Here is a 22993-nt window from a genome sequence, read left to right as displayed (position 1 = left end):
CATTTAGAGATCATGGTATTACTTCGGTGGAGTCCTTTGTGGGATCGTAGTAGAGGTCATTCAACGAAATCTTGCCCTCTCGTACCAGTGATTCCACGGTTGGAATGAGTGAGAGCACGGTTCGGAGATATTCCTTGTTGATGTCGTCAACCACCTTGAATCCTTCCTCTCCCCAGTACTTTTCTTGGGAGGCGTAGAGACACCTTCCACCGCAAACTCTGTTGAATTCGCATGTCCTGCACTCGCTGGGTAGGGGTTCGTCCAGAAGCCTGAAGCCGGTGTTTACGTTACCCAATTCAGCCCACTTCTCTCTGACAGCGATTGGACATGAGATTATCCTCCCGTCCGTTGTGACTGACACTGAGTTATAACCGGCCCCGCAGGGTGATCCCCTGTAACCTCCGAAATAGTGGGCACTTATCACTCCGAGGATGGGAATTATCCTCAAAATTCTACCCTGTTTGAGGGATTCCTCAAATAGCCTGACCAGCGACCTTACTCCCGGGAGGTAGCTAGTCTTGGCCCATTCCTCTACGTTCCATCTGTCCGTCCATACCACGTTGAGTTGCCAGTGGATCTTGTCAAAAACTCCCGTGTTGAGCAGATATGTAACTTCCTCGTAGATGTCACTGTCCTGCGTAACCGTCATTCTGGCAATGGTTTCTACGCCAAGCGATTTAAGGTAACTGGCGTTGGTTATCACCCTGTCGTGAATCCCCCTACCCCTATGCTTATCCGTTATCTCCTTTCTTCCGTCTATCGAGAGAAGGGCCACATTCATTCTCCTCCAGTACTTCTCAGGGAGAAGTTTCACCATAGTCCCGTTGGTCTGTATACCATATCTTGAGGCCTTTACTGTGTCCATGAACTGGGCAATAAATCTGGGGTTAGATAGTGGTTCTCCGCCGTAGAAAATGACCGTAGGGTCGGGGTCTCTGGAGATCAGTTCCCTCAACTTCTCGACGTTATACTTTACCTTCCAAGGAACTACCTCCTTCTCAAAGGAACCGCCACAGTAATCACAGGTTAAATTACACTTACCTGAAGTGAAGATTAACCAAAGCACATTCATGGTGAAGATGTTTCACTTAAAAAGTGTGGTATAGACTCTCACCGCTAAACTATAACTTCAAAGAATAAGTTGATGTTACCCAAGGACCATGTAAAGATCCTCCGTTCCCATTAATAAATTTGAATTATTACTCTATTTAGGTAGTTAACTATTTAACTGAGGTAAACTTGATCATCTCATGCACACAGTTAAGATAGTTTATTGCAGGCCATGCGGTTATCTGGATAGGGCCCTGGAGGCCTCAAGGGAAGTTCTCTCATATTTCGATGACGTAAAGGTAGAGTTGGAACAGGGGAAGAACGGTATTTTCGATGTGTACGTGGATGGGGAACTAAAACTTTCGAGGTATCAGCTAAAAAGATTTCCAGAAGTTGAGGAAATTCTAAAAGAAGTAGCTAATAAAAAACAGCTGGCTTAACTTATCTTATTATCTTCATCCTCGTGAAGAGGCTCTTTATTTTGGTCTCCTCTGCCCTTATCAGGCCAATAACGCTGGGAGCGCTGAAACCTGATAGCTCAGGGGCTCCTAGCTGTAGTGCCACCGTGTTAATGGTCTCGCCTATGGAGAGCCCCTCCAGATTTGCAGTTCTTCCCTTCAGAAGCGTCAATACCAGATTTCCAAGCCAGGCCAATGTTGCGACGTCAGCTATCAATGCACCCAGCGCAGATATCAGCTCTGGAGTAACATACACGGGCGTTCTTGGGAATACCTCTGCTCTTCTCGTAAGACCTGCAAGTCCCAGGGCATCAAATCCGTAGACTACCATGGTTGTTCCTATCATGTATCCAATCATGTGTAACCATCCAATCTTGGTGGAGTACCACATCCTTCCCGTGAGCATTGGAACCATGTAATAAAGCGTGGCGAAACCGGCGGGAACGATTGAGTAGAATATCATTGCGTGGAAGTGACCTGGAACCCACATTGTGTTGTGAATGATGGAGTCGAAGGCTATGTTCGCGTTAGAAATTCCCGTTACACCTGCAGCGATCGCCCCCGCGAAGCTTATGCTTATCCACATGGAGATTAGATTGATCTTTACTGATGCGCCCTTCACGGTAGCCCAGAGGTTGAAGAAAGTTAGCATGGAAGGTACAACCACGGCGTAGGTGAGAACTTCCTGCATAACCTTCACAGAGACAGGGAAGTTCACCATGTAGAGATGATGAATTGGAACGTTATTGGAGAAGATGAGGTACATGAGCGCAGCTATTCTCGCCATCTTGTCGCTGTACAGGGGTTTGTTCGCAAGTAGGGGAATTAGATAGTACATGGAAGCTACAGCCGGCATCCATACTATGTACACGATGGAGTGTCCAAGGATCCAGAACGCTATCTGATTGGCTATTACGTTCATTCCAGTTACTCCAGCAATTGCCAGAAGGTCCCACGTGTTAGCAGCAGCCTCACCGCTCCATCCTATGGCAATCATTAACGCCGTCATCAGGGCGTAAACCGTGAAAATAGGTAGTTTCTCCTTTGTGGTCTTTGAGGCCAGGTAAAAGTGGTATATTAGCCAGATAACGAACATATAGGTTCCAATATCTAGTAGCTCCATTCCGATGTACCACAGCGGGCTCAGAACGTACTGTGAGTAGTTGGGTAATCCAAGGGGGGCTAGATAATACCAGGAGCCTGCAGAAAAGTAGTTATCGTTGAAGGTTGGATAAAGGACTATGGGCCCCTCAAGCAGCATGAAGGAAATATTGAAGATGATGAAGGAGAGATTCATGAACCACTTGGCCCTGGGCTCCATCTTCAGAATTCTGAGGGACAGGAAGGCGAAGACAGCTATCTCCAGCTGGACGGCGAATCCGAACAGGTCCCTAGCCCCGTGAAGCGTAATGGACCCGTAATATTCCTGAGAGGTCAGTATGAAATTGGAGGACGTCGCCCATACCGCTTCCTGAATCCTCGCCATCAGGGCATCTATTATGCCAAGCATTCCCCATATCAAGCTCATTACAATCATTGCCATGGTGATTCTGGATAACCAGTCCTTGTCAAGTTGGAAGACTTGTTTAACGAAGTTTACCAATCCGCTTATGGGAGTTTCCATACTATCATTAACAAGGATAACCAATATATACGTTTGTCTTATAAAAGTTAAAATTACTCCATTAACTCTGACGAGAAATAATTGATAGAAATTTAATAAAATAGGAAACTAAATAAATCAGGAAATCACTTTAATTTTTCCTTGAGCCACGACCTTATGTCGTAGAAGGTGATATTGTCGTGAGGGCACGCCTCGGCGCAGTCACCCACGCCTATGCATCTCATGGACTTGAACTCTCCCTTCCTAATGAAGTTTCCAGGTAGGTCCGTGTTGCCTACTGGGCACGCCTCAGCACAGGCCTTGGTCTCACACTTCACGCACAGGCCTGGATCCTTAACCCTTAGCCTGAACAGTCCCAGTCCTCCAAAGAACTGATTGAAGGTGCCCCAGGAGCACCATCCCTGGGTAACACAGGCATAGGAACCCATGAAGGGGATGGAAATGAAGACAATGTACCACAGGAAATTGAAGTAGAAGGAGTAAAGGAACACTGTGGGATCATTTCCAAACACGGTGAGGTTCAGGACTCCAATCTGATCTAGATAGGAGATCACTGCAAAGGCAAGGAGGGAAACCCATACTGACAGGGCAATGACCTTATACCAAGGTCTTAGTTTACTAGAAAGGGTCTTTCTTCCCAGTTTTGAGGTCCTATTGAAGTTCTTGAGGGAATCATAAAAAGTTCCCTGATACATGGTGGGAGCGGTGCACGTTACGGAGCATATCTGCCTTGAGCCGAAGAGGAAAGATAGGATTGCGCTCACCACGTATGTTCCCACTATACCCGGGAGTAGGTATTTGATCGCGACTGGACCAAGGGTGCCTAGGCCCATGCTCCACATGTAGGGTATGTAGGGTATCTTGGATGCCAGAGGGGAGAATGAAGGTAGATAAATGGTGTAAATTGCATACGCCGACACCATCAGTGCAAGCCTAACCTTGTTCTCACGTAGCCTCACTTGTCCTATCCTGAACACAGCAAGCATTCCCATCTCAGTTCCCATCATGATGAGAAACCAGATAGAGCCGGTAACTGAACCAAAGATGGAAAGGAAGTCAAAGAGCGCTCCCAGTCCCAGGTCCAGGGTGGGATTTACGAATCCTAGGGACAGGGAAGAAAGGAATCCCGATACGCCCGTGGCAAAGTTTCCAGTCACGAAATCTAGGACTCCTCCCATGAACCACTCCATTATAAAGGTAACAAGGATGAAAGAGAACGTCCAGATAGCGTCCCTTGTGTAGTTTCCTTTCAGGTGGCTCGGTCCTTGAATTGCCCTGTAAATGAACCACGTCATTCCAGCCAACATGGAGAGGTCAAATACGTACCAGGTCCCGGACAGGTAATAGGTGAAAAGTCCCGCCATCATAAAGGTGAAGAGGAGCATGATTTCCAGCGAGGTCATGGTCTCCTGAGTTTTCTTGAGCCTGTCCCTATAGAGCGTCTCGTAAATGAGGATAGTCGCTACAATCATTAGACTGGCGTTCAGCCAAGTGGTTACAGTTATGAAGGTAGAATCATTGGGGAAAATAACTGGGGCTATACCCATAATGGGGAGGGCGACAATCAGGTAGTTTCTGAGAGTCCTCTCCATACTCCTGAGCGAGTAAAGAAGGGTGAATATCATTTCAGATATCATGACGCCAAAATACCAGTAATTCTGAACACCGAGCAGGGGGTTTCCCAGCTGTTTAGTCAGGATTGAGTAGAATGTCTCTCCCATCAATGCCTCCGAGATGGCCATGGTCAGAGCAAAGAGCAGGACTGTGTACCACCTTCTTGTATTAGGTTTCCTGTTAATGGTAAAGAGAATCGGTATGAGGCCGAAGATCATGTACGCAGAATTGGAGGCCAAAGCCAACGCCTCGGTGGTCTGATTAGGAGAGGAGAAGAACACTGAGAGAGAGGCGAACATAACTACCATGCTTCCGCTCAGGTAGAGCACAAGGAGGAAGCCAATTCCGTTTATTCCTCTCTTCACTAGGTAAATTAAGTAAATGGAGAAAGCGGTCATTAAAGAGGCAACTATAAGGAAGATTGGCAGATAGAACATGATCATCAGTCCATAATAAAATCAAGATGCAATGTTAAATATCTTTCTGATTAGGAGAGGAGAAGAACACTGAGAGAGAGGCGAACATAACTACCATGCTTCCGCTCAGGTAGAGCACAAGGAGGAAGCCAATTCCGTTTATTCCTCTCTTCACTAGGTAAATTAAGTAAATGGAGAAAGCGGTCATTAAAGAGGCAACTATAAGGAAGATTGGCAGATAGAACATGATCATCAGTCCATAATAAAATCAAGATGCAATGTTAAATATCTTAACCTAATATTCCTAGACGTCATTGATTTAAACTTGAGTGATCATGGGTTCAGGATAGACTGGATTTGTTAACCTTCACACTAGCCCCATAGTTAATTACGGATTTACGATAAATTAATTACTTTCCCTTATTCAGATATATCGGACTCATGAGAATAGTCGATGTGGAGAACCTCTGGAAAGTTTACAACAGGCGAAAGGAGGCCTTAAGGGGAATAACCTTTCACGTGGAAAGCGGAGAGATATTTTCGTTGCTCGGTCCCAATGGAGCGGGAAAGACAACCACGGTGAAGATACTTTCCTGCATAACTAAGCCTACCAACGGAAAGGTTGAGGTGATGGGGTTTAATGTCCCTGAGCAATGTGACAAGGTCAGGGAGAGAGTTGGGGTTGTACCGCAGGAATTTCAGGGATTCTCTGATCTAACGGTAGAGGAAAACATCAGATATTTCGTGAAACTCTACAAGGGGGACAAGTCGCAGGTCGAGGAGCTGATGAAATCCCTGGATCTAATTGAGTACAGGAAAACTAGGTTCAGGAACCTCTCTGGCGGGTACAAGAGGAGAGTGGCCATTGCATGTTCTCTGGCAGGCGACCCAAAGCTGCTTTTTATGGATGAGCCCACCGTGGGACTTGACCCAAGGTCTAGAAGAGACGTGTGGAACCTCATAACTGACGTGAAGAAAAGAGGGATATCTGTTCTGCTTACCACCCACTATTTGGACGAAGCTCAGAAGCTCTCCGACAGGATTGGCATCATCTTTAATGGGAAGATAGTTAGGCTTTCAACTCCTGGGGAACTCATGGAGGAGTTCAGGAAGCAGACTCTGGAGGAGGCCTATCTAGCTCTCATGGAATCTCTGGGTGATGCTTGATGAGGAATGCTCTGATCACTGCCTGGGCCATCATAAAGGACAACCTGAGCAGTAAGACAACCCTTTTCTTTGTGATCTTCTTCCCGCTTTTCCTGACGCTTATTTTCGCCCTGGGATTCGGGGCCGCGGCGGAACCTCATGTTATGGTCATGGTAAACGGAAACCCCTCTCTGGCCAGTTACCTGAACGGCACTCAACTTTTCACGGGAATTGTGGGATCGGACGAGAGGGAAGCCCTTCTTCACAATTACGTTTACGTTTCGGTAAACGGGAGTAAGGTTGACATAGTGTATCCTCAACAGGATAACTACCTAGTGCCCTCCCTGGAAGCCATTATTCAGAATTACCTCTCAGGGGTCAATACAGTTTCCTTCCACGTTTCTTCGCAACAGGGCTTCACCTATTACGATTACGTGATTTCAGGCATGATAGGTGTTATCTCCTTGTCGAACGGTGTATTTGGGGTTACGGGTGTGGCCGCTGGATATTACAGGGATAGACTGGTGGATAGGATAGCAGCCTCTCCCCTCAGGAGCTACGAATGGGTTATGGGTTTGATAGTATATGAAATCGTAATAACCCTGATCTCCACGGTTCCCATACTTCTCTTGGGTCTTGCCTTCGGATTCTTACCGCTTATCAGCGTGTCATTCGTCGCGTTCTTGGCCATCTCCACCCTGATGTTTGCGGGATTGGGGGCCGTAATTTTCGGCCTGAGCCCCAAGGACAAACTGTTCGTAGCCCAGACAGCGGCTAACGTTCTTGTATTTCCCCTCATGTTCCTCAGTAACGCCTTCTTTAACCTCAGTGCCTTTCCTCCCCTTCTCAAGCCCATAGTTGCCTACCAGCCTCTCTCTGTGATAAATGATGTCATCAGGGATCTGGTAGTCTATAACGTTCTACCCTCGCTCTTTGACGTGGGCTACATAGCAATCCTCACCGTGGCATTCGTATACGTGGGGGGAAGATTAATGAAACTAAGAGAAACCGACTGAGGACCAGGAAGGGGTGGTTTTGGAGAAGAAAGAGCTTATGCCCTCCTTGGCCTCGTCTGATGTCACTTGAGTGGCGAGTTCGTCAAATGCCTTCTCCAGATGAGGTATCAGGCTCAGAAGTATCAATTTCCTCATTCTTACTAGGGCCGATGGGGACATGGCCTTTAACCTGTTGAGGACCTCCATAAGTCCCTTATCCATGTCTTCAACCTCGTAATCTATCAGCCCCACGTTTATTGCCCCCTGCGTGTCCAGTTCCTCTCCCAACATGGCCAGCTTCCTTGAAGCCCTGTGTCCTAGGAGATAGGGTCCAATGGAGACCAAAACTGGTGGGAAAACTCCCAGCCTTCCTCCTGGAGCGGCGAACCTAGTCCCCTTCTTCCCAATCACTATATCAAGAGCAAGGAGAAGTTCCATGGAGGCACCATATGCAACCCCCTCCACAAGTCCTATGGTAACTTTATTCAGGGATAACATTTTCACGAACAGATCTTTCATGTGGCCGAAATAGACCCTGGCGTATTCCTTGTCGCCATTGGCCTTCAACAGTTCCTTAACATCAGCGCCGGCCCCGAAATTCCCGTTCTCTCCCCTTATCACAAGGTAGTGGGGATCCCTTATCTTTTCAATCTCAGAGAGAGAGTCTATCATTTCTATCATGAACCTGGTGGTGAAAACGTTATACTTACCACCAGTGTTGAACGTAAGGAGGAGATATCCCTTCCTCTTTTCCAGAGTGACATCCATGATTCATGTATAATCTCTTCATCATTTTAAGGATAGGAGTTGACAGTGTATGTCCACTGAGAACCAGTCAAAAGGAGTTAGCGGTCTAGCCCAGCACTTGGAACGCGTAGAATTATTTTACTCTTGTTAAATACACTACCATAATGAAGATGAACTTAGAGAGACTGAGACGAGGGGCTCTAAAGTTCCTCATAATGGACGCGCTTCACCATAAACCCATGCATGCGTATGAAATAATGAAGACCATAGAGGGCAAGTTCAATGGAGTCTACAAGCCGAGCCCAGGATCCCTTTACCCAGTCCTTAAGAACCTAATTAATGAGGGACTAGTCAAGGTGGAGGAGCACGACGGTAAAAAGGTCTACAGTCTGACGGATGAAGGTTTTAAGAAATGGGCGGAGACAAAGGCTAACGTGAAGTCCGTATTCTCGACACCGGTGGATTACAGGAAACTGGTTAGCATGCTCTTTGATATTAGCCTCGTACTTTACAGCTACAGGGAAAAAATGGTAAACGAGAAGGTATATGACGAGGTAAGCTCCGTTCTCATGGAATGTCGCGCCAAGATAGAGAGGATCCTGGAGTCTCAAAGCAGTGAGAGCAAGTGAATTGCCCTGCTAACCACCTCAGATGGATTCCTCCCAAGGATAAATAGCCCAGGCTCCTTGCCGAAATCTCCCTTGTCCACGATCAGTTCTGGCACTCTTCCCACTTCCCTTACAGCCTTCTCTATCATGAAGTTCATTGTTCTCCCCTCCACAGGCTTCTGCGCCTGAGGTTCTTGAGAGCGGTCAAAGAGGTAGGGGTTTAGTCTGAGAAACTGTGGGTAGTACGCAAGATTGATGGCGCTCCTAATGTCAGGATCATACTTCATGGCTGTGAGAATGACCCTCGCCACGTGATCTGAGGCTCCAAATGCAGGGGGAAGACAGTAAATGGCCCTCTGGAACGCTGTGGTTATCCTCCCGGGTATGGCAGCTACATCGTTCGAGTCCTTGGCGTTTCTGACTGCATACCCAATGTTAGTCCTAACTTCAGGTATTAAGAGATACGATCTTTCTTGAGAAACAAATTCCTTAACCGCTTTCTCTAGCTCCTGAAGCACAAGTTTCCTCTCGTCGTCCATGATTAATGATATAATCCCTGATCATAAATAATGATTGATGAAGACCCTCCACGTCTTTCCTCTACCTCCAGGTGAGGATGAGAGGAGGGACATAGCAGTTCTTGAAAACATTGGCAAGAGATTTGACCTGGGAAGGTTGAGATACTATGATAAGCTTAGCGAGGGGAAGTACACCTTTTTATATGCTAGATTTGAGAAGGGAAAGGTCGTGGTAAAACACGATGAAAACGTTGGATTGGCTCTGGTGAAAGCGAGGAAAATGAAGGTTAAGAGAAAGAAGTAAGCGGTAATCTGTCGCTTAAAGGGTCTTTCTTGCCTTCTCCTTTCCAATCTCCTCGTCCAGTTTAGAGGCGAAGTCAGAGAACCATCTGTCCATGAAGAATATCCCAGACAGCTTTTCCATCTTTCCTTCATACTCCAGTCGCAGATCAACCTGTCCTTCATTTACCTTGATTATCAATCTACCGTTTCCCTGTCCTCCTCCTGCTGAAAGATAGAAGCCGTAAATTATCTCGTCCTTGACAATTACTGAACCATGCATGTGAAACTTTGTGGTCAGAAACCTTCCCTCTGCATTAAAGGAGTTTCCTTCAACCGTTACTTCCTTAATGGGAGGAAAGAGTCGCGGAAGCACAATGGAAGGATTCATCAGTATTGTGGAGACTGACTTTCTGTCGTGCGTAGTACTAACCGTTATAGACTTATCCATAGTTACCTAATAGTGCGAAAATTCTTTGTTATAAGATTTTCTTTACTTCGCATACTACATAAATAACAATGAGATGCACCATTAAGAATAATGTTAAAAGAATGTCAGGAAGGGGGATTTCACAGTGTGGTCATTTGGCATATTTGAGTTTCAAGGAATTCAATGCGAAGTCACGAAGTCATAAGACAAATTTATGCAAGCCTTACGACGCTATGGGGGTCTTACAATATAGTCCCAATACAGTGAAACGAAATAAATGGAAGGTATCATTTCATCTACTTCACACTCTTCCCTAGATCTTTCTCCTTATCCTCTCCATCCTCACCTCCTCATCTAACTTGCTTGCAAAACCGGAGAACCATCTATCCATGAAAAATATTCCAGACATTCTCTCCATCCAACCATCATATTCAAACCTCAAATCTATCTCTCCTTCCTTTATATTCATTGTCAGCTTTCCTTGTCCCATTCCTCCTCCTGCAGAGAGATAGAACGCATATATTAACTCACTCCCGCAAAGCACGTTCCCATGCATGTGGAAGGCCATTGTCAGGAACCTGCCATGAGCGTTAAAGGAATCTCCCTCTATCTCAACCTGCTTAATAGGGGAAAAAGTCTAGGAAGAACAAATTTTGGGTCTGAAAGGATGATGAAAAGAGACTGCCTCTCATGTGACGTGGTAATGGTGATAGATTTATTCATGACAAATCTATATATTGTTCTGGAATTTTCTAGATAAAAACTTTTCGTAAGTTTTGCGAAAAAATTCTATTTAAATTAATAGATTATAAAGCTAATTCACGAATAAATACCTGGGCTAAGAGCCCTTTGAGATATGGAGTGCTCTTCTTCGTCATAATGATATCAGTAACTGACCTAAGAAAATGGAGAGTAATCCAGAAATGAATATTCCGTCAAACGTGCCCATTCCTCCCACACTGATAACCTGCGGTCTAGCCTCTAGAATCTTCTTTATATTCAAGAGATCGGCTCCCACGAGAGTGCCTATAACGCTACTCACGTAAGCCGAGAGAGGAATTAGGATCGGTTGGTTGAAAAAGAGGATATAGCTAACCAGTACGGAAAAAATAGGGGCTATTAGAGGATTCATGACCACCCCAACTCCGTTCACCACCCTAGAGAACAGCTTCGACACTATAACAATGACCACAACGTTCAGGAGAATGAGCAATTTGCTTGAGGACAAATAGAAGAGAGTGAGGGAAAGGATTAGCGGTATAACCGCGCCTCCCAGGTTAAATGCCAGTAGAGTAGTAAGGCAAGTTCTCTCAAGTTTTGGAAAATACACGGGAAATCCGAAAACGTAGACCACATCATATTCTGGTATAACCGCAGGCGACTTAAACTCCTTTACCACCACATTGACGGGGCTGAGGGCTAGACTAAGGAAGGATATCTCAACTGCAAGGGCATATCCCAGACCAGACGAGAACCCCGCGTAAACTAGGAGGTCCTTAAAGTAACCAACGGATATGACTAGGAGAAGTAGACTTAAGATGAAATAGATGGGGAATATCACCCCTCTCACTGGAGATACTATAAGAATACGTTTCAAGTATATCTCGGTAATTTATTCATGACATAATTTATTTATTTCCGTAAGGTCGTTCCACGTATTCACATTCATGATCCTCCTGGGGTAGTTAATCGACTGGTAATCTTGGAGATTTAATGACTTCCAGAGACTAACGCCCACGAAGTCCCCCTGAGTTAAGAGGGTGCAGATGGACGAGTCGCACTCCCTGAGCAGGAGTTCAACCGCATCTTCCTCCAGGAAGGGTACGTCGCTTGGAAGAACCAGTGCAGGTAACTTAACCGACGAAACCGCCTCCACCACGTCGTTTTCGTACCCTCGTCCAGAGGTATAGAGCAATTTGCGGATTTTACTCAACCGATCCTCCGCCGGATGTCCCCTGACTGTAGCTATGTATACATCTCCACTGTATTTAAGAGCCAGCTCCACCACCCACTGGATCATGGGCTTTCCGCACACTTCCATCACAGGCTTCAGGGGAGAAAGCCTGCTTCCCTTACCTCCTGCCATGATGATAACGCTTTCCGGCCTCACTGGAATCAATTGAATAATTAGGGATTATCTTAAATATTCTTTCTGCAAGATAAACTATGTTAACTATGAACAGGGTTGTTATTGTCGGAGGAGGAAACGGTGGTTTAGTTGTTGCTAACAGGCTTCACGGAAAGGGACTTGACGTAACGGTGGTGGAACCCTCTGATACTCATCTCTATCAACCGGGTATAGTGGACTACGCACTGGGAAGTGAGACGGAAGAGTCCATAGTCAGAAGTCTAGACTCTCTTCTTCCCGTTAGGTGGGTAAGGGGAAGGGTTACAAAGGTCTTGGTGGAGGACCATAGCGTCATGGTTGGGGACAGGAAACTGGAGTACGATTATCTCGTGTTATCTCCTGGAGTGGTCAGCAAGAAGATTGATGGAACAGTAGGTTGGCATAGTCTGGAGGAGGGAAGGAAGCTCAGGGATCAAATAGCGTCATTTACAGGTAACTCCATTGTCGTGGGTTATTCCGGCGTCATAAAGTGTCCCGCTGCGCCCTTTGAGTTTGCCTTTCTGCTAAAGGAGAGGTTCCCAAAGGCTAAGGTCACTTTACTTAATCCAGTAACCAACCCACCAGAGATTCAGAGGCCAATGGCCGAGGCCTTCGGGAAAAGGGCCAAGGAGCTTGGCGTTGAGATCAAGAGGGGTTTCAAGATAGCTAGGATAGATTCGGCACAGAGGATAATTGAATCGGAGAGTGGGGAGAAGGTCCAGTATGATCTGGCCTTGATTGATCCCCCGGTGGTTGTGGGAAACGAGTTCAGGGAGATGGCAGATCAGACTGGCTTCATTCCCGTGGATAGGACCACATTGAAGTACAAGAACTATGATAACGTGTTTGTTATAGGTGATGCCAACAATATTCTAACTCCACCCAAGACAGGCTCCAAGGCTCATTATGAGGCTAAAGTGGTGTCCGACAACATACTTCACGCAGTAGAGGGAGGTAGTAAGAAACTTTACGATGGAAGTGCAATTTGTGCCGTTTACGCAAGTTCCAAAAAGGGTTATCTGGTCAGGATGAACTTCGAGAGGAGTTCAATTTATGGTGCATCTTCAATATTTTACGAAATGAAGAGAGCATTTACGCACCTCTACTGGTCGTCGTTGAAGGGGATATTTCCTTAGATATTTTAGCTGTGCTATACCCTCTATGGTTTTCTAACAGGATCCTGGTATTCAGTTTAATGTTTAGGCAGAAGATGCTAGGCAGGTATTACTCTCCCTTTATCTCTTTGGGGGTTAAGGAGGAGGAAGACCCCATCCGTGAGGTAGGAATGGATAGCCCAAAGAAATGTTTTAAATGATAACATACGTAAATATACTGTGGCCTGCCAAACCCCATCGTGTGGTCACGTGGGATGACCACCCAGGGATGGAACCGAAGTCAAGCTTGAGGATACCAATGCCTCCGTAACCCTCCCACACGGGGTGTCAAGGATGGGTTCCATTCGACGCTGTGGGTGAGAGGGGATCGAGCGTGGTCAATGAACCAAGAAGCCCCATCCGTGAGGATGGGGCAGTTCACTCTAGACTCTAGACTGCAGAGAGAAGATTAACAACTCTGCGATATCGTGACTTTACTGAAAACGTATTGAAATATAGGTGAGCGATGATGAAACGAGAGCCCTATCTCATAAGCCCCTTCTGTCTCGCCAAGGATTCGGCTTTCATGTAAAGATCAGGGTAAAGTTGTTTTAACCCCAGTTCTAAAGCATCTTTTGCTACCTTGCTCATTCTGAATCCGGGCTTAGTATGGTAAAGGTACTGCAGGACAGCATATGCGGGATAACTCCACACACCGATTTTAGGATCCTTATCGAGCAAGGATTCCATTAGTTGCTCCAGATCGTGATCCTGTCCTTGAGTCCGTTCAGAAAGTTTAGCCATCTGTGTGGCTACGTTATTTTGCCCAAGGGAGGACTCTAGGGGATTCTCTATGGTCTCTACCCTCTGTCCTCCACTCTCTCCTCCCTGAACTCTACTCTCTACCCTCTGTCCTCCACTCTCTCCTCCCTGAACTCTACTCTCTACCCTCTGTCCTCCACTCTCTCCTCCCTGAACTCTACTCTCTACCCTCTGTCCTCCACTCTCTCCTCCCTGAACTCCTTCAGTCTTTTTCTTTCTCTTCAGTAAAAAGTCTAACTCACTCACTCAAGGCCACCTTTCCTAGCTCCTCGTATAACTTCGCTATCTTGGGTCTCTTCAACTTCACCTCCTCATATCTGGATGCTGGAACGCCGAGTCTAGAGGATTCAGAGAAGAGTTTCGAGGGAGGTATGTACACCTGCACAAATTTCACCGCCTTGAGTTCTACGTCCAAAGGTTTCTTGGACATGCTGGCAAAGGCTATTGCGCTCTTCTCCAGACTCTGTAGTCTAGAGTCCAGATTTCTAACCGCCTCTATGGCCAGGGGTTGGGGCGTAACCGGGGATATAACTCTGTCCGCAGCTATCATGGATGCCACGGCCAGGGTTCCCAGGTTGGGGGGCGTATCTATTACAAGAATATCAAAACCCTCAGCAATGGACTTGATAGACTTAACCACTTCCTCAACCTCTCCTCCAAGCTCCAGCTTCAGGAGACCAAGATGCGCTGGGAAAACCTCGATGTTAAATATATTGACGCTCTTTCCGCCCAGGGGAAACTCCTTCTTGTCCCTCCTTATGCCAAATGAGAAAGAGGTGCCTCCCTCAGGATCCATATCCAGAAGGCCCACGTTTCGGCTCTTGGACAGTGTGTATGCTAGGTTCACGGCAGTGGTTGTTTTTCCCACTCCTCCCTTTTGATTGATAACTGTCACAATCATGTCTAGACTATTCCCTGAATACTCTATATAAGGGACCCAGGGCAGTATTACGACCTGGATTTAATTAGTTAAAATAATTAAAATAACTTAAACTATCGTAATGTATATATATTAGATGTTTAAAGTGTATAAACATGATCCAACTGGACAGGGATTTTGTAAGGGCCTACCTTGAGGCCCAGTGGTTCTCCAGGTTTGTAATGGGCAGGGATCTGGAGGCCGACGAGATAGCTGGAATGTATCTGGCGGAGAAGTTTCCCTATCCCGTAGCCGGGAAGAACTTGGGGGCAGGCTTCCTTAGGCTGGGACTTGAGGCCGTGAAATGGTTCCATCCCTCAGGTTCAATTTCCAGACCTGAGGCCAAGCTTTACGTTATACCTAGACCGGGTAAAAGACAGATATGCGTTGATTGTGACTGGGGCATCTCCGTGAGAGTTTCGGAGAACGGAAAGGATCTGCAGGACATTGCTGAGGTCAGGGATTGCCCCAGAGTATATGTTAAACCAGACCTGACGGATGAGTTAATTCAGGTGATAGAGGAGAATGGATTTAACCTGAAGGAGGAGAGTAACCTAGCTAGGATTGAGGTCCTCAATTCCCTCCAGTATGTCGGCCAGGTGTAGGGGCCTGAATCCCTTGAATGCGAGCGCAAGGGAGCAGGCGGGGTTGGTGGAGAGTACAAGTTTTTGACCAGACCTCTTCACCTTCTCGGCCTTTACATCCATAACCCTGTCAGCAATTTCAGGATGGTAAATGAAATATCCTCCTCCCGCTCCGCATTCAAACGAAGGTTCGTCCATCTCCACAACGTTTATTCCAAGCCTTTCTACAACCTTCCTTGTACTCTTGGTTATCCCCATCAGGTTGGCGTGACAAGGATCGTGAATGGTGATTGTAAGTTTCCTTTTCTCGTCTCTAAGTTCGGAAAGGGCAAACTCGGAGAAGTCTTCAACATTCAATCCCATTTCCCTCATGTGGGCACTGCAGTTGGAGGACAGGGAGACCACCCTTCTCCCCTTGAATCTCTCTCTCAGCTGTTGAATGAGAGCGTTACTCCTAACCTTGTCTCCCTCACTGTAGTGGGATAACCCGCAACAGCCGTTCAAAATCTCGACCCTGTATCCCCTGGACTTTATGAAGAGAAGAGCATTGTTCACTGTTCTCCTGAACGCCACTGACATGAGACATCCTGGGAAGAGAATTATCTCTGGGCTCTCCTCTCTATACTCTAGAGGCGCCTCCATTCTGGGAATTAGCTCATGTATTCTCCTCACAACTGGGGAGTTCAATCCCTCGCTTGACTTGAAGAACCTGTATGCGAGTTGCGGTCTCTCCATCACCACGTTAAGTGCCTTCTTCACGGGACTTTCCTCCCTTACGTTGTGTATCAGCTTGCCGTACTCCACACCGCTGGGACAGGCAAGCTCACATCTCCTGCAGAACATGCAGGTCTCTATCCCCTCACTGGATATTCCCAGCCTCACTGAGGTTATCCTTCCCCTTGGTGAGTGGATCTCTGATCTTGTCACAACGTAGGTGGGACAGGCCTCTAGGCAGAAACCGCAGTGCACACATGCATCCTCTAATCCCATTCCCACATCCACCTCGTAACTTCATCCCTTGGCCTGCATCCTCCCAGGAGCTTGCAGGGATTTAGAAGATTACCAGGGTCAAACACGCTTTTTATCCTTCTCAGAACCTGAAGTTCCTCCTTGTTGTAGTACATGTCCATGTACTTCAATTTCTCAATTCCTATACCATGTTCACCAGAGGGCACTCCACCCATCCTTAGGGCAAATTTCATGATCTCAGCACTGGTTTCGAGCGCAAGTTTCAAGCTCTCCGCCTTATCTGGGAAATACGGTATGAGTGGATGAAGGTTGCCATCACCGGCATGAAATACGTTAGCTATGAGCACACCCTTTCTCCTTCCTATCTCTGCTACCCCGGCCAGCACATCTGGTAAAGCCTCTCTGGGAACGTTACAATCCAGGGTAAGGTATGCGGGGGCCACCACTCCCATGGCCGGGAAAGCTCCCTTTCTGGCATTCCATAGCTTAGTTCCTCCGTCGTCCGGGTATATCCTCTCTCCATTGTCTTCCTTGATCACTCGGCTAACCAGGTTCTCCTGCTCACTTACTGCCTCCTCGCTTCCATCAAGTTCTATGAGAAGGAGGGCCTCAACGTCAGGAGCGTTGGCTCTGTACCTGCTCCTTTCCACGACCCTTATTGTGTTCCTGTCCATCATCTCTAGGGCTGAGGGTATGACCCCAGTTCTAAATATGTCCACCACTGCTCTTCCAGCGTCCCTAACGCTGTCGAATGTGGCGAAGATGCTCTTCCTAGTAGCAGGCTTGGGAAATAGCCTGAGCCTTGCCCTCAAAATTCCTCCCAATGTACCCTCAGCGCCCACAAATATGGGCAGTGAAGAGAGGAAGGGACCGTATTCTACGTCCTCGACCTGTCCTCCCGCCAGGATTACCCTCACTGACACCACGCTGTTCACAGTGGGGCCGTATTTCACCACGTGAACTCCTCCGGAGTCATGAGATATGTTTCCCCCTATGGAGGAAACCATGTAGCTGGACGGATCGGGGGCGTAAAAGAGGTGTGGAGGGGCATTTTTGGTGACCATAGCGTTTGCTATCCCGGGTCCCACTTCAATTTCCAGCCCAGACTGTGAGTATACCCTGTTCAGTCTGGCCATTCCCACCACAACTTCCCCACCGAGGGGTACAGTGGCTCCGCTCAGGCTCGTACCCGTTCCCCTCATCACAAACTTCACTTGTCTCTCGAGAAGCAACCTCACTACTCTTATTGCCTCCTCCTCATTTCCCGGCAATACCACCATGGAGGGATCTCCCTCCACCGCGGTGAACCCGTCATAGGAGTACAGTCTCGTCTCCTTTCCTGTTATTACCCATTTCTCTCCCACGATGGAGGCCAGCTCATCGTGTATGTTCATCACCTTAAATAGTCTCATATACCTAATAAACCGTAATGTGGGTTGACGATCTGGAAAAGATCGCTCCCTTGAGGATTGGGGAAGATTCTAGAGTCGTGATTGTGGAACCTGGTACAGAAGAGGAGTTTAGAGACGTGGTAAACCTCGTGAGGGAGAGGGGGCTGAAGGCCCACGTGATGGGAACGGGGAGGAATCACGTAGGGGAGAGGGTTAGCGCGGACGTGTATATTTCCACCCATAGATATACTGGAGTCCTGGAAAGCTCCATAGGGGACCTTTACGCTACAGTTAGGTCTGGGACTCCTTTCAGTGAGCTGTTGGAGGTGTTGAGGAGGGAAGGGTTGTGGATTCCCTTTTTCCATCAGGGAAGTGTTGGGGGTTTCGCCTCTCTCAATATACCCTTCCACTTTAGTTTATTTCACGGCTATCCAAGGGATTGGCTTCTGGGTGCCAAGGTTTTGACGGGTTTGGGAGAGGTAATCAGGACCGGGAGCAGAACCCCTAAGTTCTCCTCCGGGTACAAGGTGTGGAAGGCCATGAGTGGAGCACTGGGAAGGCTTGGCCTATATCTGGACGTGATTATAAGGGCAATACCTCTGCCTGAGGAAATATTTCCAGCTGAGATCAAACTTGCTCAGATAAATGACGCAATCCTGCGCGGTGCCGTTGGAGTTACCATCTACAGGAGTGAGAGCGAGAGGGTGATAGCGTGGTTTATGGGACACTCGGGCTACGTGAGAAAGGTCACCTCGGATTATAGAAGCGCCGATGTGCCAGAGTGTTCAGGGGAAAGGATCTACTCCGTGGTCTCAACGAGAGGGCTTGAAAGGGATTCCGTTAGTGATGTAAGGGCAGAGTGCGTCATCTCCTTTTACGGATCCGGATACTCTAGACTCTATAACCCAGAGGACGTGGATAAAATAAGGGCAGTTGGGCTCAAGATCATTGGAGAGAAGGGATGCCAGGCTGAGTGCCTACCTCAACCTCCCCAATCATTTCTCGTTCTGAAGTCCGCTCTGGACCCTCAGGGAGTCTTTATTTAGGAGAAACGTTCTTCCGGTCCACTGTATATACATCTAACACCATATATACTCTTTACATTTAATGCATAATCTTTTATACAAATATCCATGTGTATAAATGATGAATGTAAGGAGATTACAGAAAATCAAGGGAGGAAGTTACATCATATCACTTCCCAGCGATTGGGTAAGGAAAATGAAACTTGATGTCAAGAGCGGACTAAAGGTCTATGAGGTGTACGATGGTCTAAAGATAAGACCTCCAGTTAAGCCCAATCTTGAAAAGGTAATTCAGTTGGGAGACCTTGAAACAGCCAAGTATCTCATCATGACCTATTATATGCAGGGACTTGACAGGATAGTGGTGAAGTCTAACTCGGTAATACCCCTGGAGGTGAAGAAGGAGTTAAGGGAATTACAGTTGCAGTGTTACGGGCTTGAGGTCGAATCGGAGTCCTTTGATAGCATAGCGTTCAGGGTGAACGTGAACCTAAGCAGTAACCTGATAGAGTCCATGAGACAATTCATTACCAAGATAGGGAATATCCTGGATGACGTGGAACTTCTCTTGGGGAATTTCACGGATGAGATGAGGGAGGATCTCCTGGCTAGGATCTCCATACTGAACAAGGACTACAGACTGCTGATAAGGATGATTGCGGTCGGAGTTCAGAGGGATGATGAGATTAATTTCCAGCTGTATCCAAAGGACATAATACTGTTTGCCATAGCCATGAGAGATCTTGGAAGGTTCATTACGCATCTTATGTTCTTCTTGAGGGAGATCAGGAGAGATGAGCTGGGAAAGATAATTGGCAACTTTCAGACTTTGAAGGAGATATTCATGCTGGCAGTGAACATGTTCCTCACGGAGGACCTATCCCCCATGGGGAAGATTAGGGAGGGCTTCAGAAACCTGGAGAAAAGTGCCCCTAAGAATGAGGCAGGAAAGGAACTGGTCAGAATGGGCTCCTACTGTATAGCCATGATGGATAACGCCGTAAACAAGAGCGTAAGGCTTTACGACTTTTCCAGTTTCTCCTCAAGCTCTTGAGTTATGTCTTCTCCAAGGCTCTGCTTTAACCTTTCAAGGCCCTCACTTCCCAAGAGAAGGATGGTCAGGTTAAACTCATCCCCATACTTGTAAACCTCATCCAGTACTAGGTCAACTATCTTGGACTTTTCCTTGCAACCCATCTCCCTTATCCCGACCAGTGTATATTGGTCCTCAAGCCTGAACGCTCTAGCCTCTCCTACCAATTCCCTGAGCTTAAGGAATCCAGCAGTTATTCCATCCATATTAAAAATTGCGAAAGAAAGGTATTAAACATATCTTAGAATCGACTTAATTTGAAGACCCGATCACATGCGTGTGCAACTCTATCAGATGTTCGTTGAAAGGTTTTAGTTCATCTTCTCAAGGTTTAAATTCCAATCATAATGCAAGGATAGGTGGTTGGTTTTAAAAATGACGAATAGCGATGAATCCCGATTATTATGAGTGTCATACTGACTTTTTTATCAATCCTTATTTTCAGCATATTAGCGGGTTTTCTCGGCTCACTAACAGGTCTAGGAGGAGGGACAGTGCTGGTGCCAATTCTGACGCTTTACTTGGGAATCCCTATCATTTACGCAACCGGTTCCAGTCTGATCTCCACCATTGCAACATCCAGCGGTTCCGCGTCCGCATACGTTAAGGAAAGGATTACAAGCGTCAGGATAGGAATCTCGCTGGAGATCGCCACAACCGCAGGGTCAATCGTGGGCTCCCTCACGGTGGCTTACATTTATTCGCTTCATCTTCAATACATAGTTTATATAATATTTGGAATTGTTCTCCTTTTCTCAATATATCCCACACTCAAGAAGATGAAGGGAGAGTTCCCCACACCAAAACCACCAGATTGGACCACGAGGCTACTCAACCTGTATGGGGAATACTTTGACCCTGCAAATAACACCACCGTGAAGTACTGGGGGGTAAGGTGGTGGTTGGGTCTAATCGTGATGTTCTTCGCTGGTTTCATCTCAGGTTTGCTGGGAATCGGCTCTGGCGCACTCAAGGTGATAGGAATGGATTACGCCATGAACCTCCCCATGAAGGTCACGACAACGACAAGTAACTTCATGATAGGAGTTACAGCTGCTACAGGTAGCGGTATATACTGGGCCTTGGGATACATTCAACCGTTTCTCGCTGCCCCCACAGCCATAGGTGTTCTCATAGGTTCGCTGGTAGGAACAAGGGTCCTAGTGAGGCTAAAGAACAAGAGGATCAGGGCGGTATTCCTGGTGATTCTGGCATTTCTAGGAATTCAAATGATCCTAAGGGGACTGGGGGTGTTTTGAATGGAGATAGAGGATGTTATAAGTTACGCGCTGATAGCAGGAGTGGTAATAAGTATTGCGTTTGTGGTTACGGGGGTAGCTCTGATTTTCATTCATGGAGGTGCTCAGGGACTTTCACTGGAACAGATAGGGAGCGTTCATTCCTTGGTCAATACCTCTACCACAACTCCACAGAAGGTGATACAGGGAATCCCCAAGCTTGACGGTCTCTCCTTCATTTACATGGGGCTGATAATTCTAATTGCTACTCCGGTCATTAGGGTGGCCCTCCTGATAGGAGACTTTGCTAAAAACAAGGATATACTGTACACAATACTGTCTCTGGTTGTACTAATCAACATAATGATTGCGATATTCCTAGTGCCTGCCCTGATCATCAAGTGATTCGTATTCCACTGGGTCTTTAACCCCATTTATCTCGAAAGCCATTCTTCTCATGTAACAGGGACCGCATTTTCCACAATGCTTCTCTCCGCCCTCGTAACAGCTCCAGGTCAGATGAAGCGGCGCACCTATCTCCAGTCCCAGTTTCACGATTTCATGTTTCACCAGGTTTCCTACAGGCATGAGTACGTCAACCCTCTTCTCTGGACCCACGGCGTAGGGGGAAAGTTTCTGGAACATCCTCACGAATTCCATTTCGTTATCGGGGTAGGCCCCTGCCTCCTCAAGGTTTATTCCGGACACGATCGCGTCATAACCCTTCGCCTCAGCTATGGCCATGGCAACAGTGAAGAAAATGGCGTTCCTGGCAGGGACCCACTCATGGGCGAACTCCGCCCCCTCCTCTCCCTTCCTATCCTTAACAATTTCCCCACCACCCTTGAGGAGAGTTGCGTTTCCAATCAAGGAGAAAAGGTCGGTGTTTATCTCCATCAGATCAGCGTTGAGGTAGGAAGCTATCTTCCTGACTGCCTCCCTCTCCCTTTCCTCAGCCTTATGATGGTAGTTGAAGTGCAGAAGAGTGACCTGATAACCTTCCCTGATCATCTTGGTTGCGGCAACAGTGGAGTCTAGACCCCCGCTAGCTATGACCAGTGCCCTTTTCCTTGGCTGAGGGTGAAGCGAGAGTGCCCGGAATTCCTTGCTGGAGGTAACCTCAACCACAGAGTAGGGTTCAAGTTTCCTAACGTTCACCTCGTCAAAGGGCTTTACGTCGAAGTAATCGTCGAGGGAGGTGAAGAATACAGCGTTCAATTTGATGTCGTAGGCCATGTATAAGGGCTTGAAGTTCTGTGCCAGGAATATTCTGTCTGGTCTGTACCTGTCCGCAATCACCAGGGCATAACTCCCCCTCAATTCCTTCAGTATTCCCTTGAGGGATTCCAGTTTTCCATCCCATACCCTATCGAGGAGAGGAGGAATGACGGCACTGTCAATTGCGGTAAGCCTCTTTATCTCGTACTTTTTCTCTAGTTCCTTGTCATTTGCAATTATCCCGTTGTGAGTTACTATGAATCTCTCCCCCAGAAAGGGTTGAATGTCCTTCTCCGTCTTGTACCTCACAAACTCGGTGGTGGGCTCCGCCCTGTTGTTCGCCACCACCACCCTTGTCGTCTCAGTAATTATTCCGTCCAGTTTCTCAGGGTGTTTAGATGGGCTTCCCAGCGACTTGACTGATCTAATCCTTCCATCAGCTTCAATAGTTATTACCCCAAAGCTATCCCTTCCCCTGTCCTCCGCCTTGATAAGGATGTTCTTTAACTTCTGATTCACTTCCGCATACTTGCTAGGATCCATCAAGAGAACTCCTGTTACACTGCACACTATTGATCTCATGTGAGTTGGACCCTCACCATTTAACTTTAACTTAAACGTGAACACTCAAGCTAACTGGAGGAACTC

At 47.0% G+C, this 22993-nt stretch carries 26 protein-coding genes and 1 pseudogene; 11 read left to right on the top strand and 16 right to left on the bottom strand.

The annotated features are described in order from the left end of the window. Window positions 1-10: 10 nt before the first annotated feature. On the bottom strand, window positions 11-1066 hold the full coding sequence (locus QVC96_RS06345; protein ID WP_287690276.1) for a radical SAM/SPASM domain-containing protein: 1056 nt from the start codon (window positions 1064-1066) through the stop codon (window positions 11-13). 184 nt (window positions 1067-1250) lie between these two features. Between QVC96_RS06345 and QVC96_RS06340 the strand changes: the two genes are divergently transcribed. Next, window positions 1251-1490 (top strand): SelT/SelW/SelH family protein, encoded by a 240-nt coding sequence (locus QVC96_RS06340; RefSeq protein WP_238025393.1) that lies wholly within the window; start codon window positions 1251-1253, stop codon window positions 1488-1490. 1 nt (window position 1491) lies between these two features. Here QVC96_RS06340 and QVC96_RS06335 read toward each other — a convergent pair whose 3' ends face one another. From QVC96_RS06335 to QVC96_RS06325, 3 genes are all read right to left on the bottom strand, one after another. Further along, window positions 1492-3132, bottom strand: a complete 1641-nt coding sequence (locus tag QVC96_RS06335) for a cbb3-type cytochrome c oxidase subunit I (RefSeq protein WP_287690275.1) — start codon at window positions 3130-3132, stop codon at window positions 1492-1494. A 125-nt stretch (window positions 3133-3257) separates the two neighbouring features. Beyond that, window positions 3258-5183: a 4Fe-4S binding protein gene (locus tag QVC96_RS06330; RefSeq protein ID WP_287690274.1), complete on the bottom strand. Its 1926-nt coding sequence runs from the start codon at window positions 5181-5183 to the stop codon at window positions 3258-3260. Between the two features lie 34 nt (window positions 5184-5217). Continuing rightward, on the bottom strand, window positions 5218-5409 hold the full coding sequence (locus tag QVC96_RS06325) for a hypothetical protein (RefSeq protein ID WP_287690273.1): 192 nt from the start codon (window positions 5407-5409) through the stop codon (window positions 5218-5220). A 194-nt stretch (window positions 5410-5603) separates the two neighbouring features. Between QVC96_RS06325 and QVC96_RS06320 the strand changes: the two genes are divergently transcribed. Both QVC96_RS06320 and QVC96_RS06315 read left to right on the top strand, forming a co-directional pair. Then, window positions 5604-6329 (top strand): ABC transporter ATP-binding protein, encoded by a 726-nt coding sequence (locus QVC96_RS06320; protein ID WP_238025390.1) that lies wholly within the window; start codon window positions 5604-5606, stop codon window positions 6327-6329. Then, window positions 6329-7324, top strand: a complete 996-nt coding sequence (locus QVC96_RS06315) for an ABC transporter permease (protein WP_238025389.1) — start codon at window positions 6329-6331, stop codon at window positions 7322-7324. Before QVC96_RS06320 ends, QVC96_RS06315 begins: the two co-directional genes overlap by 1 nt. On the opposite strand, the gene QVC96_RS06310 is transcribed toward QVC96_RS06315, so the two are convergent. Further along, the gene (locus tag QVC96_RS06310) at window positions 7307-8071 is read right to left on the bottom strand and encodes an enoyl-CoA hydratase/isomerase family protein (protein ID WP_287690272.1); all 765 of its coding nucleotides are present in this window, start codon (window positions 8069-8071) and stop codon (window positions 7307-7309) included. The two genes, QVC96_RS06315 and QVC96_RS06310, sit on opposite strands and share 18 nt — an antisense overlap. 143 nt (window positions 8072-8214) lie before the next feature. On the opposite strand from QVC96_RS06310, the gene QVC96_RS06305 reads away from it, so the two are divergent. Continuing rightward, entirely contained in the window at window positions 8215-8679 is a 465-nt protein-coding gene (locus tag QVC96_RS06305) for a PadR family transcriptional regulator (RefSeq protein WP_287690271.1), read from the top strand. Here QVC96_RS06305 and QVC96_RS06300 read toward each other — a convergent pair. Continuing rightward, window positions 8658-9197 carry a thiamine-phosphate synthase family protein gene (locus QVC96_RS06300; RefSeq protein WP_287690270.1) on the bottom strand — a complete coding sequence of 180 codons (540 nt, stop codon included), beginning with the start codon at window positions 9195-9197 and terminating at the stop codon, window positions 8658-8660. The genes QVC96_RS06305 and QVC96_RS06300 overlap by 22 nt on opposite strands. Before the next feature lie 37 nt (window positions 9198-9234). Between QVC96_RS06300 and QVC96_RS06295 the strand changes: the two genes are divergently transcribed. Continuing rightward, the gene (locus QVC96_RS06295; RefSeq protein ID WP_238025385.1) at window positions 9235-9480 is read left to right on the top strand and encodes a hypothetical protein; all 246 of its coding nucleotides are present in this window, start codon (window positions 9235-9237) and stop codon (window positions 9478-9480) included. A 15-nt stretch (window positions 9481-9495) separates the two neighbouring features. Here QVC96_RS06295 and QVC96_RS06290 read toward each other — a convergent pair whose 3' ends face one another. The 4 genes and pseudogenes from QVC96_RS06290 to QVC96_RS06275 form a co-directional block, all read right to left on the bottom strand. Next, complete coding sequence (locus tag QVC96_RS06290; RefSeq protein WP_287690269.1) at window positions 9496-9906, bottom strand: DUF3211 domain-containing protein; 411 nt, start codon at window positions 9904-9906, stop codon at window positions 9496-9498. Between the two features lie 292 nt (window positions 9907-10198). Then, window positions 10199-10608 (bottom strand): annotated as a pseudogene (locus QVC96_RS06285) (DUF3211 domain-containing protein). A 151-nt stretch (window positions 10609-10759) separates the two neighbouring features. Continuing rightward, on the bottom strand, window positions 10760-11482 hold the full coding sequence (locus tag QVC96_RS06280; RefSeq protein ID WP_287690268.1) for a DUF1614 domain-containing protein: 723 nt from the start codon (window positions 11480-11482) through the stop codon (window positions 10760-10762). 15 nt (window positions 11483-11497) lie between these two features. After that, a complete protein-coding gene (locus tag QVC96_RS06275; RefSeq protein ID WP_238027501.1) occupies window positions 11498-11995 on the bottom strand; it encodes an NTP transferase domain-containing protein in 498 nt (165 codons plus the stop codon). A gap of 65 nt (window positions 11996-12060) precedes the next feature. Between QVC96_RS06275 and QVC96_RS06270 the strand changes: the two genes are divergently transcribed. Then, entirely contained in the window at window positions 12061-13128 is a 1068-nt protein-coding gene (locus QVC96_RS06270) for an FAD-dependent oxidoreductase (RefSeq protein WP_287690267.1), read from the top strand. A 501-nt stretch (window positions 13129-13629) separates the two neighbouring features. On the opposite strand, the gene QVC96_RS06265 is transcribed toward QVC96_RS06270, so the two are convergent. Both QVC96_RS06265 and QVC96_RS06260 read right to left on the bottom strand, forming a co-directional pair. Further along, complete coding sequence (locus tag QVC96_RS06265) at window positions 13630-14154, bottom strand: hypothetical protein (protein WP_287690266.1); 525 nt, start codon at window positions 14152-14154, stop codon at window positions 13630-13632. Further along, the gene (locus QVC96_RS06260) at window positions 14147-14809 is read right to left on the bottom strand and encodes a ParA family protein (protein WP_238027169.1); all 663 of its coding nucleotides are present in this window, start codon (window positions 14807-14809) and stop codon (window positions 14147-14149) included. The genes QVC96_RS06265 and QVC96_RS06260 overlap by 8 nt, the downstream gene beginning before the upstream one ends. Before the next feature lie 134 nt (window positions 14810-14943). On the opposite strand from QVC96_RS06260, the gene QVC96_RS06255 reads away from it, so the two are divergent. Next, window positions 14944-15432, top strand: a complete 489-nt coding sequence (locus QVC96_RS06255) for a hypothetical protein (protein WP_287690265.1) — start codon at window positions 14944-14946, stop codon at window positions 15430-15432. Here QVC96_RS06255 and QVC96_RS06250 read toward each other — a convergent pair. Next, on the bottom strand, window positions 15382-16401 hold the full coding sequence (locus tag QVC96_RS06250) for a (Fe-S)-binding protein (protein WP_238027167.1): 1020 nt from the start codon (window positions 16399-16401) through the stop codon (window positions 15382-15384). The genes QVC96_RS06255 and QVC96_RS06250 overlap by 51 nt on opposite strands. Next, a complete protein-coding gene (locus QVC96_RS06245; RefSeq protein WP_238027166.1) occupies window positions 16392-17774 on the bottom strand; it encodes an FAD-binding oxidoreductase in 1383 nt (460 codons plus the stop codon). Before QVC96_RS06245 ends, QVC96_RS06250 begins: the two co-directional genes overlap by 10 nt. 35 nt (window positions 17775-17809) lie before the next feature. Here QVC96_RS06245 and QVC96_RS06240 point away from each other — a divergent pair, with 35 nt between their 5' ends. Both QVC96_RS06240 and QVC96_RS06235 read left to right on the top strand, forming a co-directional pair. Continuing rightward, a complete protein-coding gene (locus QVC96_RS06240; protein ID WP_287690264.1) occupies window positions 17810-18817 on the top strand; it encodes an FAD-binding oxidoreductase in 1008 nt (335 codons plus the stop codon). A gap of 100 nt (window positions 18818-18917) precedes the next feature. Further along, window positions 18918-19850: an AbrB/MazE/SpoVT family DNA-binding domain-containing protein gene (locus QVC96_RS06235; RefSeq protein WP_238027164.1), complete on the top strand. Its 933-nt coding sequence runs from the start codon at window positions 18918-18920 to the stop codon at window positions 19848-19850. Here the strand turns inward: QVC96_RS06235 and QVC96_RS06230 are convergent. Further along, window positions 19817-20095, bottom strand: a complete 279-nt coding sequence (locus QVC96_RS06230; RefSeq protein ID WP_238027163.1) for a hypothetical protein — start codon at window positions 20093-20095, stop codon at window positions 19817-19819. The genes QVC96_RS06235 and QVC96_RS06230 overlap by 34 nt on opposite strands. Before the next feature lie 198 nt (window positions 20096-20293). On the opposite strand from QVC96_RS06230, the gene QVC96_RS06225 reads away from it, so the two are divergent. Together QVC96_RS06225 and QVC96_RS06220 are read left to right on the top strand one after the other, a co-directional pair. Next, complete coding sequence (locus QVC96_RS06225) at window positions 20294-21148, top strand: sulfite exporter TauE/SafE family protein (protein WP_255776287.1); 855 nt, start codon at window positions 20294-20296, stop codon at window positions 21146-21148. After that, window positions 21149-21532 (top strand): DUF1634 domain-containing protein, encoded by a 384-nt coding sequence (locus QVC96_RS06220; RefSeq protein WP_238027162.1) that lies wholly within the window; start codon window positions 21149-21151, stop codon window positions 21530-21532. Here QVC96_RS06220 and queC read toward each other — a convergent pair. After that, window positions 21506-22915, bottom strand: coding sequence for a 7-cyano-7-deazaguanine synthase QueC (gene queC / locus QVC96_RS06215; protein ID WP_287690436.1), 1410 nt, complete (start codon window positions 22913-22915; stop codon window positions 21506-21508). The genes QVC96_RS06220 and queC overlap by 27 nt on opposite strands. Window positions 22916-22993: the final 78 nt, after the last annotated feature.

It is taken from the genome of Metallosphaera javensis (ex Sakai et al. 2022) (assembly GCA_021654415.1).
Taxonomy (GTDB): Archaea; Thermoproteota; Thermoprotei_A; order Sulfolobales; family Sulfolobaceae; genus Metallosphaera; species Metallosphaera javensis.
This window is presented reverse-complemented; position numbering and strand designations above follow the sequence as displayed.

Coding starts and splice junctions, on each gene's coding strand:
- QVC96_RS06315 (WP_238025389.1), top strand. CDS start 6,329: ATGAGGAATGCTCTGATCACTGCCTGGGCCATCATAAAGGACAACCTG.
- QVC96_RS06320 (WP_238025390.1), top strand. CDS start 5,604: ATGAGAATAGTCGATGTGGAGAACCTCTGGAAAGTTTACAACAGGCGA.
- QVC96_RS06330 (WP_287690274.1), bottom strand. CDS start 5,183: ATGTTCTATCTGCCAATCTTCCTTATAGTTGCCTCTTTAATGACCGCT.
- QVC96_RS06340 (WP_238025393.1), top strand. CDS start 1,251: ATGCACACAGTTAAGATAGTTTATTGCAGGCCATGCGGTTATCTGGAT.
- QVC96_RS06255 (WP_287690265.1), top strand. CDS start 14,944: ATGATCCAACTGGACAGGGATTTTGTAAGGGCCTACCTTGAGGCCCAG.
- QVC96_RS06220 (WP_238027162.1), top strand. CDS start 21,149: ATGGAGATAGAGGATGTTATAAGTTACGCGCTGATAGCAGGAGTGGTA.
- QVC96_RS06335 (WP_287690275.1), bottom strand. CDS start 3,132: ATGGAAACTCCCATAAGCGGATTGGTAAACTTCGTTAAACAAGTCTTC.
- QVC96_RS06260 (WP_238027169.1), bottom strand. CDS start 14,809: ATGATTGTGACAGTTATCAATCAAAAGGGAGGAGTGGGAAAAACAACC.
- QVC96_RS06310 (WP_287690272.1), bottom strand. CDS start 8,071: ATGGATGTCACTCTGGAAAAGAGGAAGGGATATCTCCTCCTTACGTTC.
- QVC96_RS06240 (WP_287690264.1), top strand. CDS start 17,810: ATGTGGGTTGACGATCTGGAAAAGATCGCTCCCTTGAGGATTGGGGAA.
- QVC96_RS06325 (WP_287690273.1), bottom strand. CDS start 5,409: ATGTTCTATCTGCCAATCTTCCTTATAGTTGCCTCTTTAATGACCGCT.
- QVC96_RS06305 (WP_287690271.1), top strand. CDS start 8,215: ATGAAGATGAACTTAGAGAGACTGAGACGAGGGGCTCTAAAGTTCCTC.
- QVC96_RS06245 (WP_238027166.1), bottom strand. CDS start 17,774: ATGAACATACACGATGAGCTGGCCTCCATCGTGGGAGAGAAATGGGTA.
- QVC96_RS06300 (WP_287690270.1), bottom strand. CDS start 9,197: ATGGACGACGAGAGGAAACTTGTGCTTCAGGAGCTAGAGAAAGCGGTT.
- QVC96_RS06235 (WP_238027164.1), top strand. CDS start 18,918: ATGAATGTAAGGAGATTACAGAAAATCAAGGGAGGAAGTTACATCATA.
- QVC96_RS06230 (WP_238027163.1), bottom strand. CDS start 20,095: ATGGATGGAATAACTGCTGGATTCCTTAAGCTCAGGGAATTGGTAGGA.
- QVC96_RS06290 (WP_287690269.1), bottom strand. CDS start 9,906: ATGGATAAGTCTATAACGGTTAGTACTACGCACGACAGAAAGTCAGTC.
- QVC96_RS06270 (WP_287690267.1), top strand. CDS start 12,061: ATGAACAGGGTTGTTATTGTCGGAGGAGGAAACGGTGGTTTAGTTGTT.
- QVC96_RS06295 (WP_238025385.1), top strand. CDS start 9,235: ATGAAGACCCTCCACGTCTTTCCTCTACCTCCAGGTGAGGATGAGAGG.
- QVC96_RS06250 (WP_238027167.1), bottom strand. CDS start 16,401: ATGGGATTAGAGGATGCATGTGTGCACTGCGGTTTCTGCCTAGAGGCC.
- QVC96_RS06225 (WP_255776287.1), top strand. CDS start 20,294: ATGAGTGTCATACTGACTTTTTTATCAATCCTTATTTTCAGCATATTA.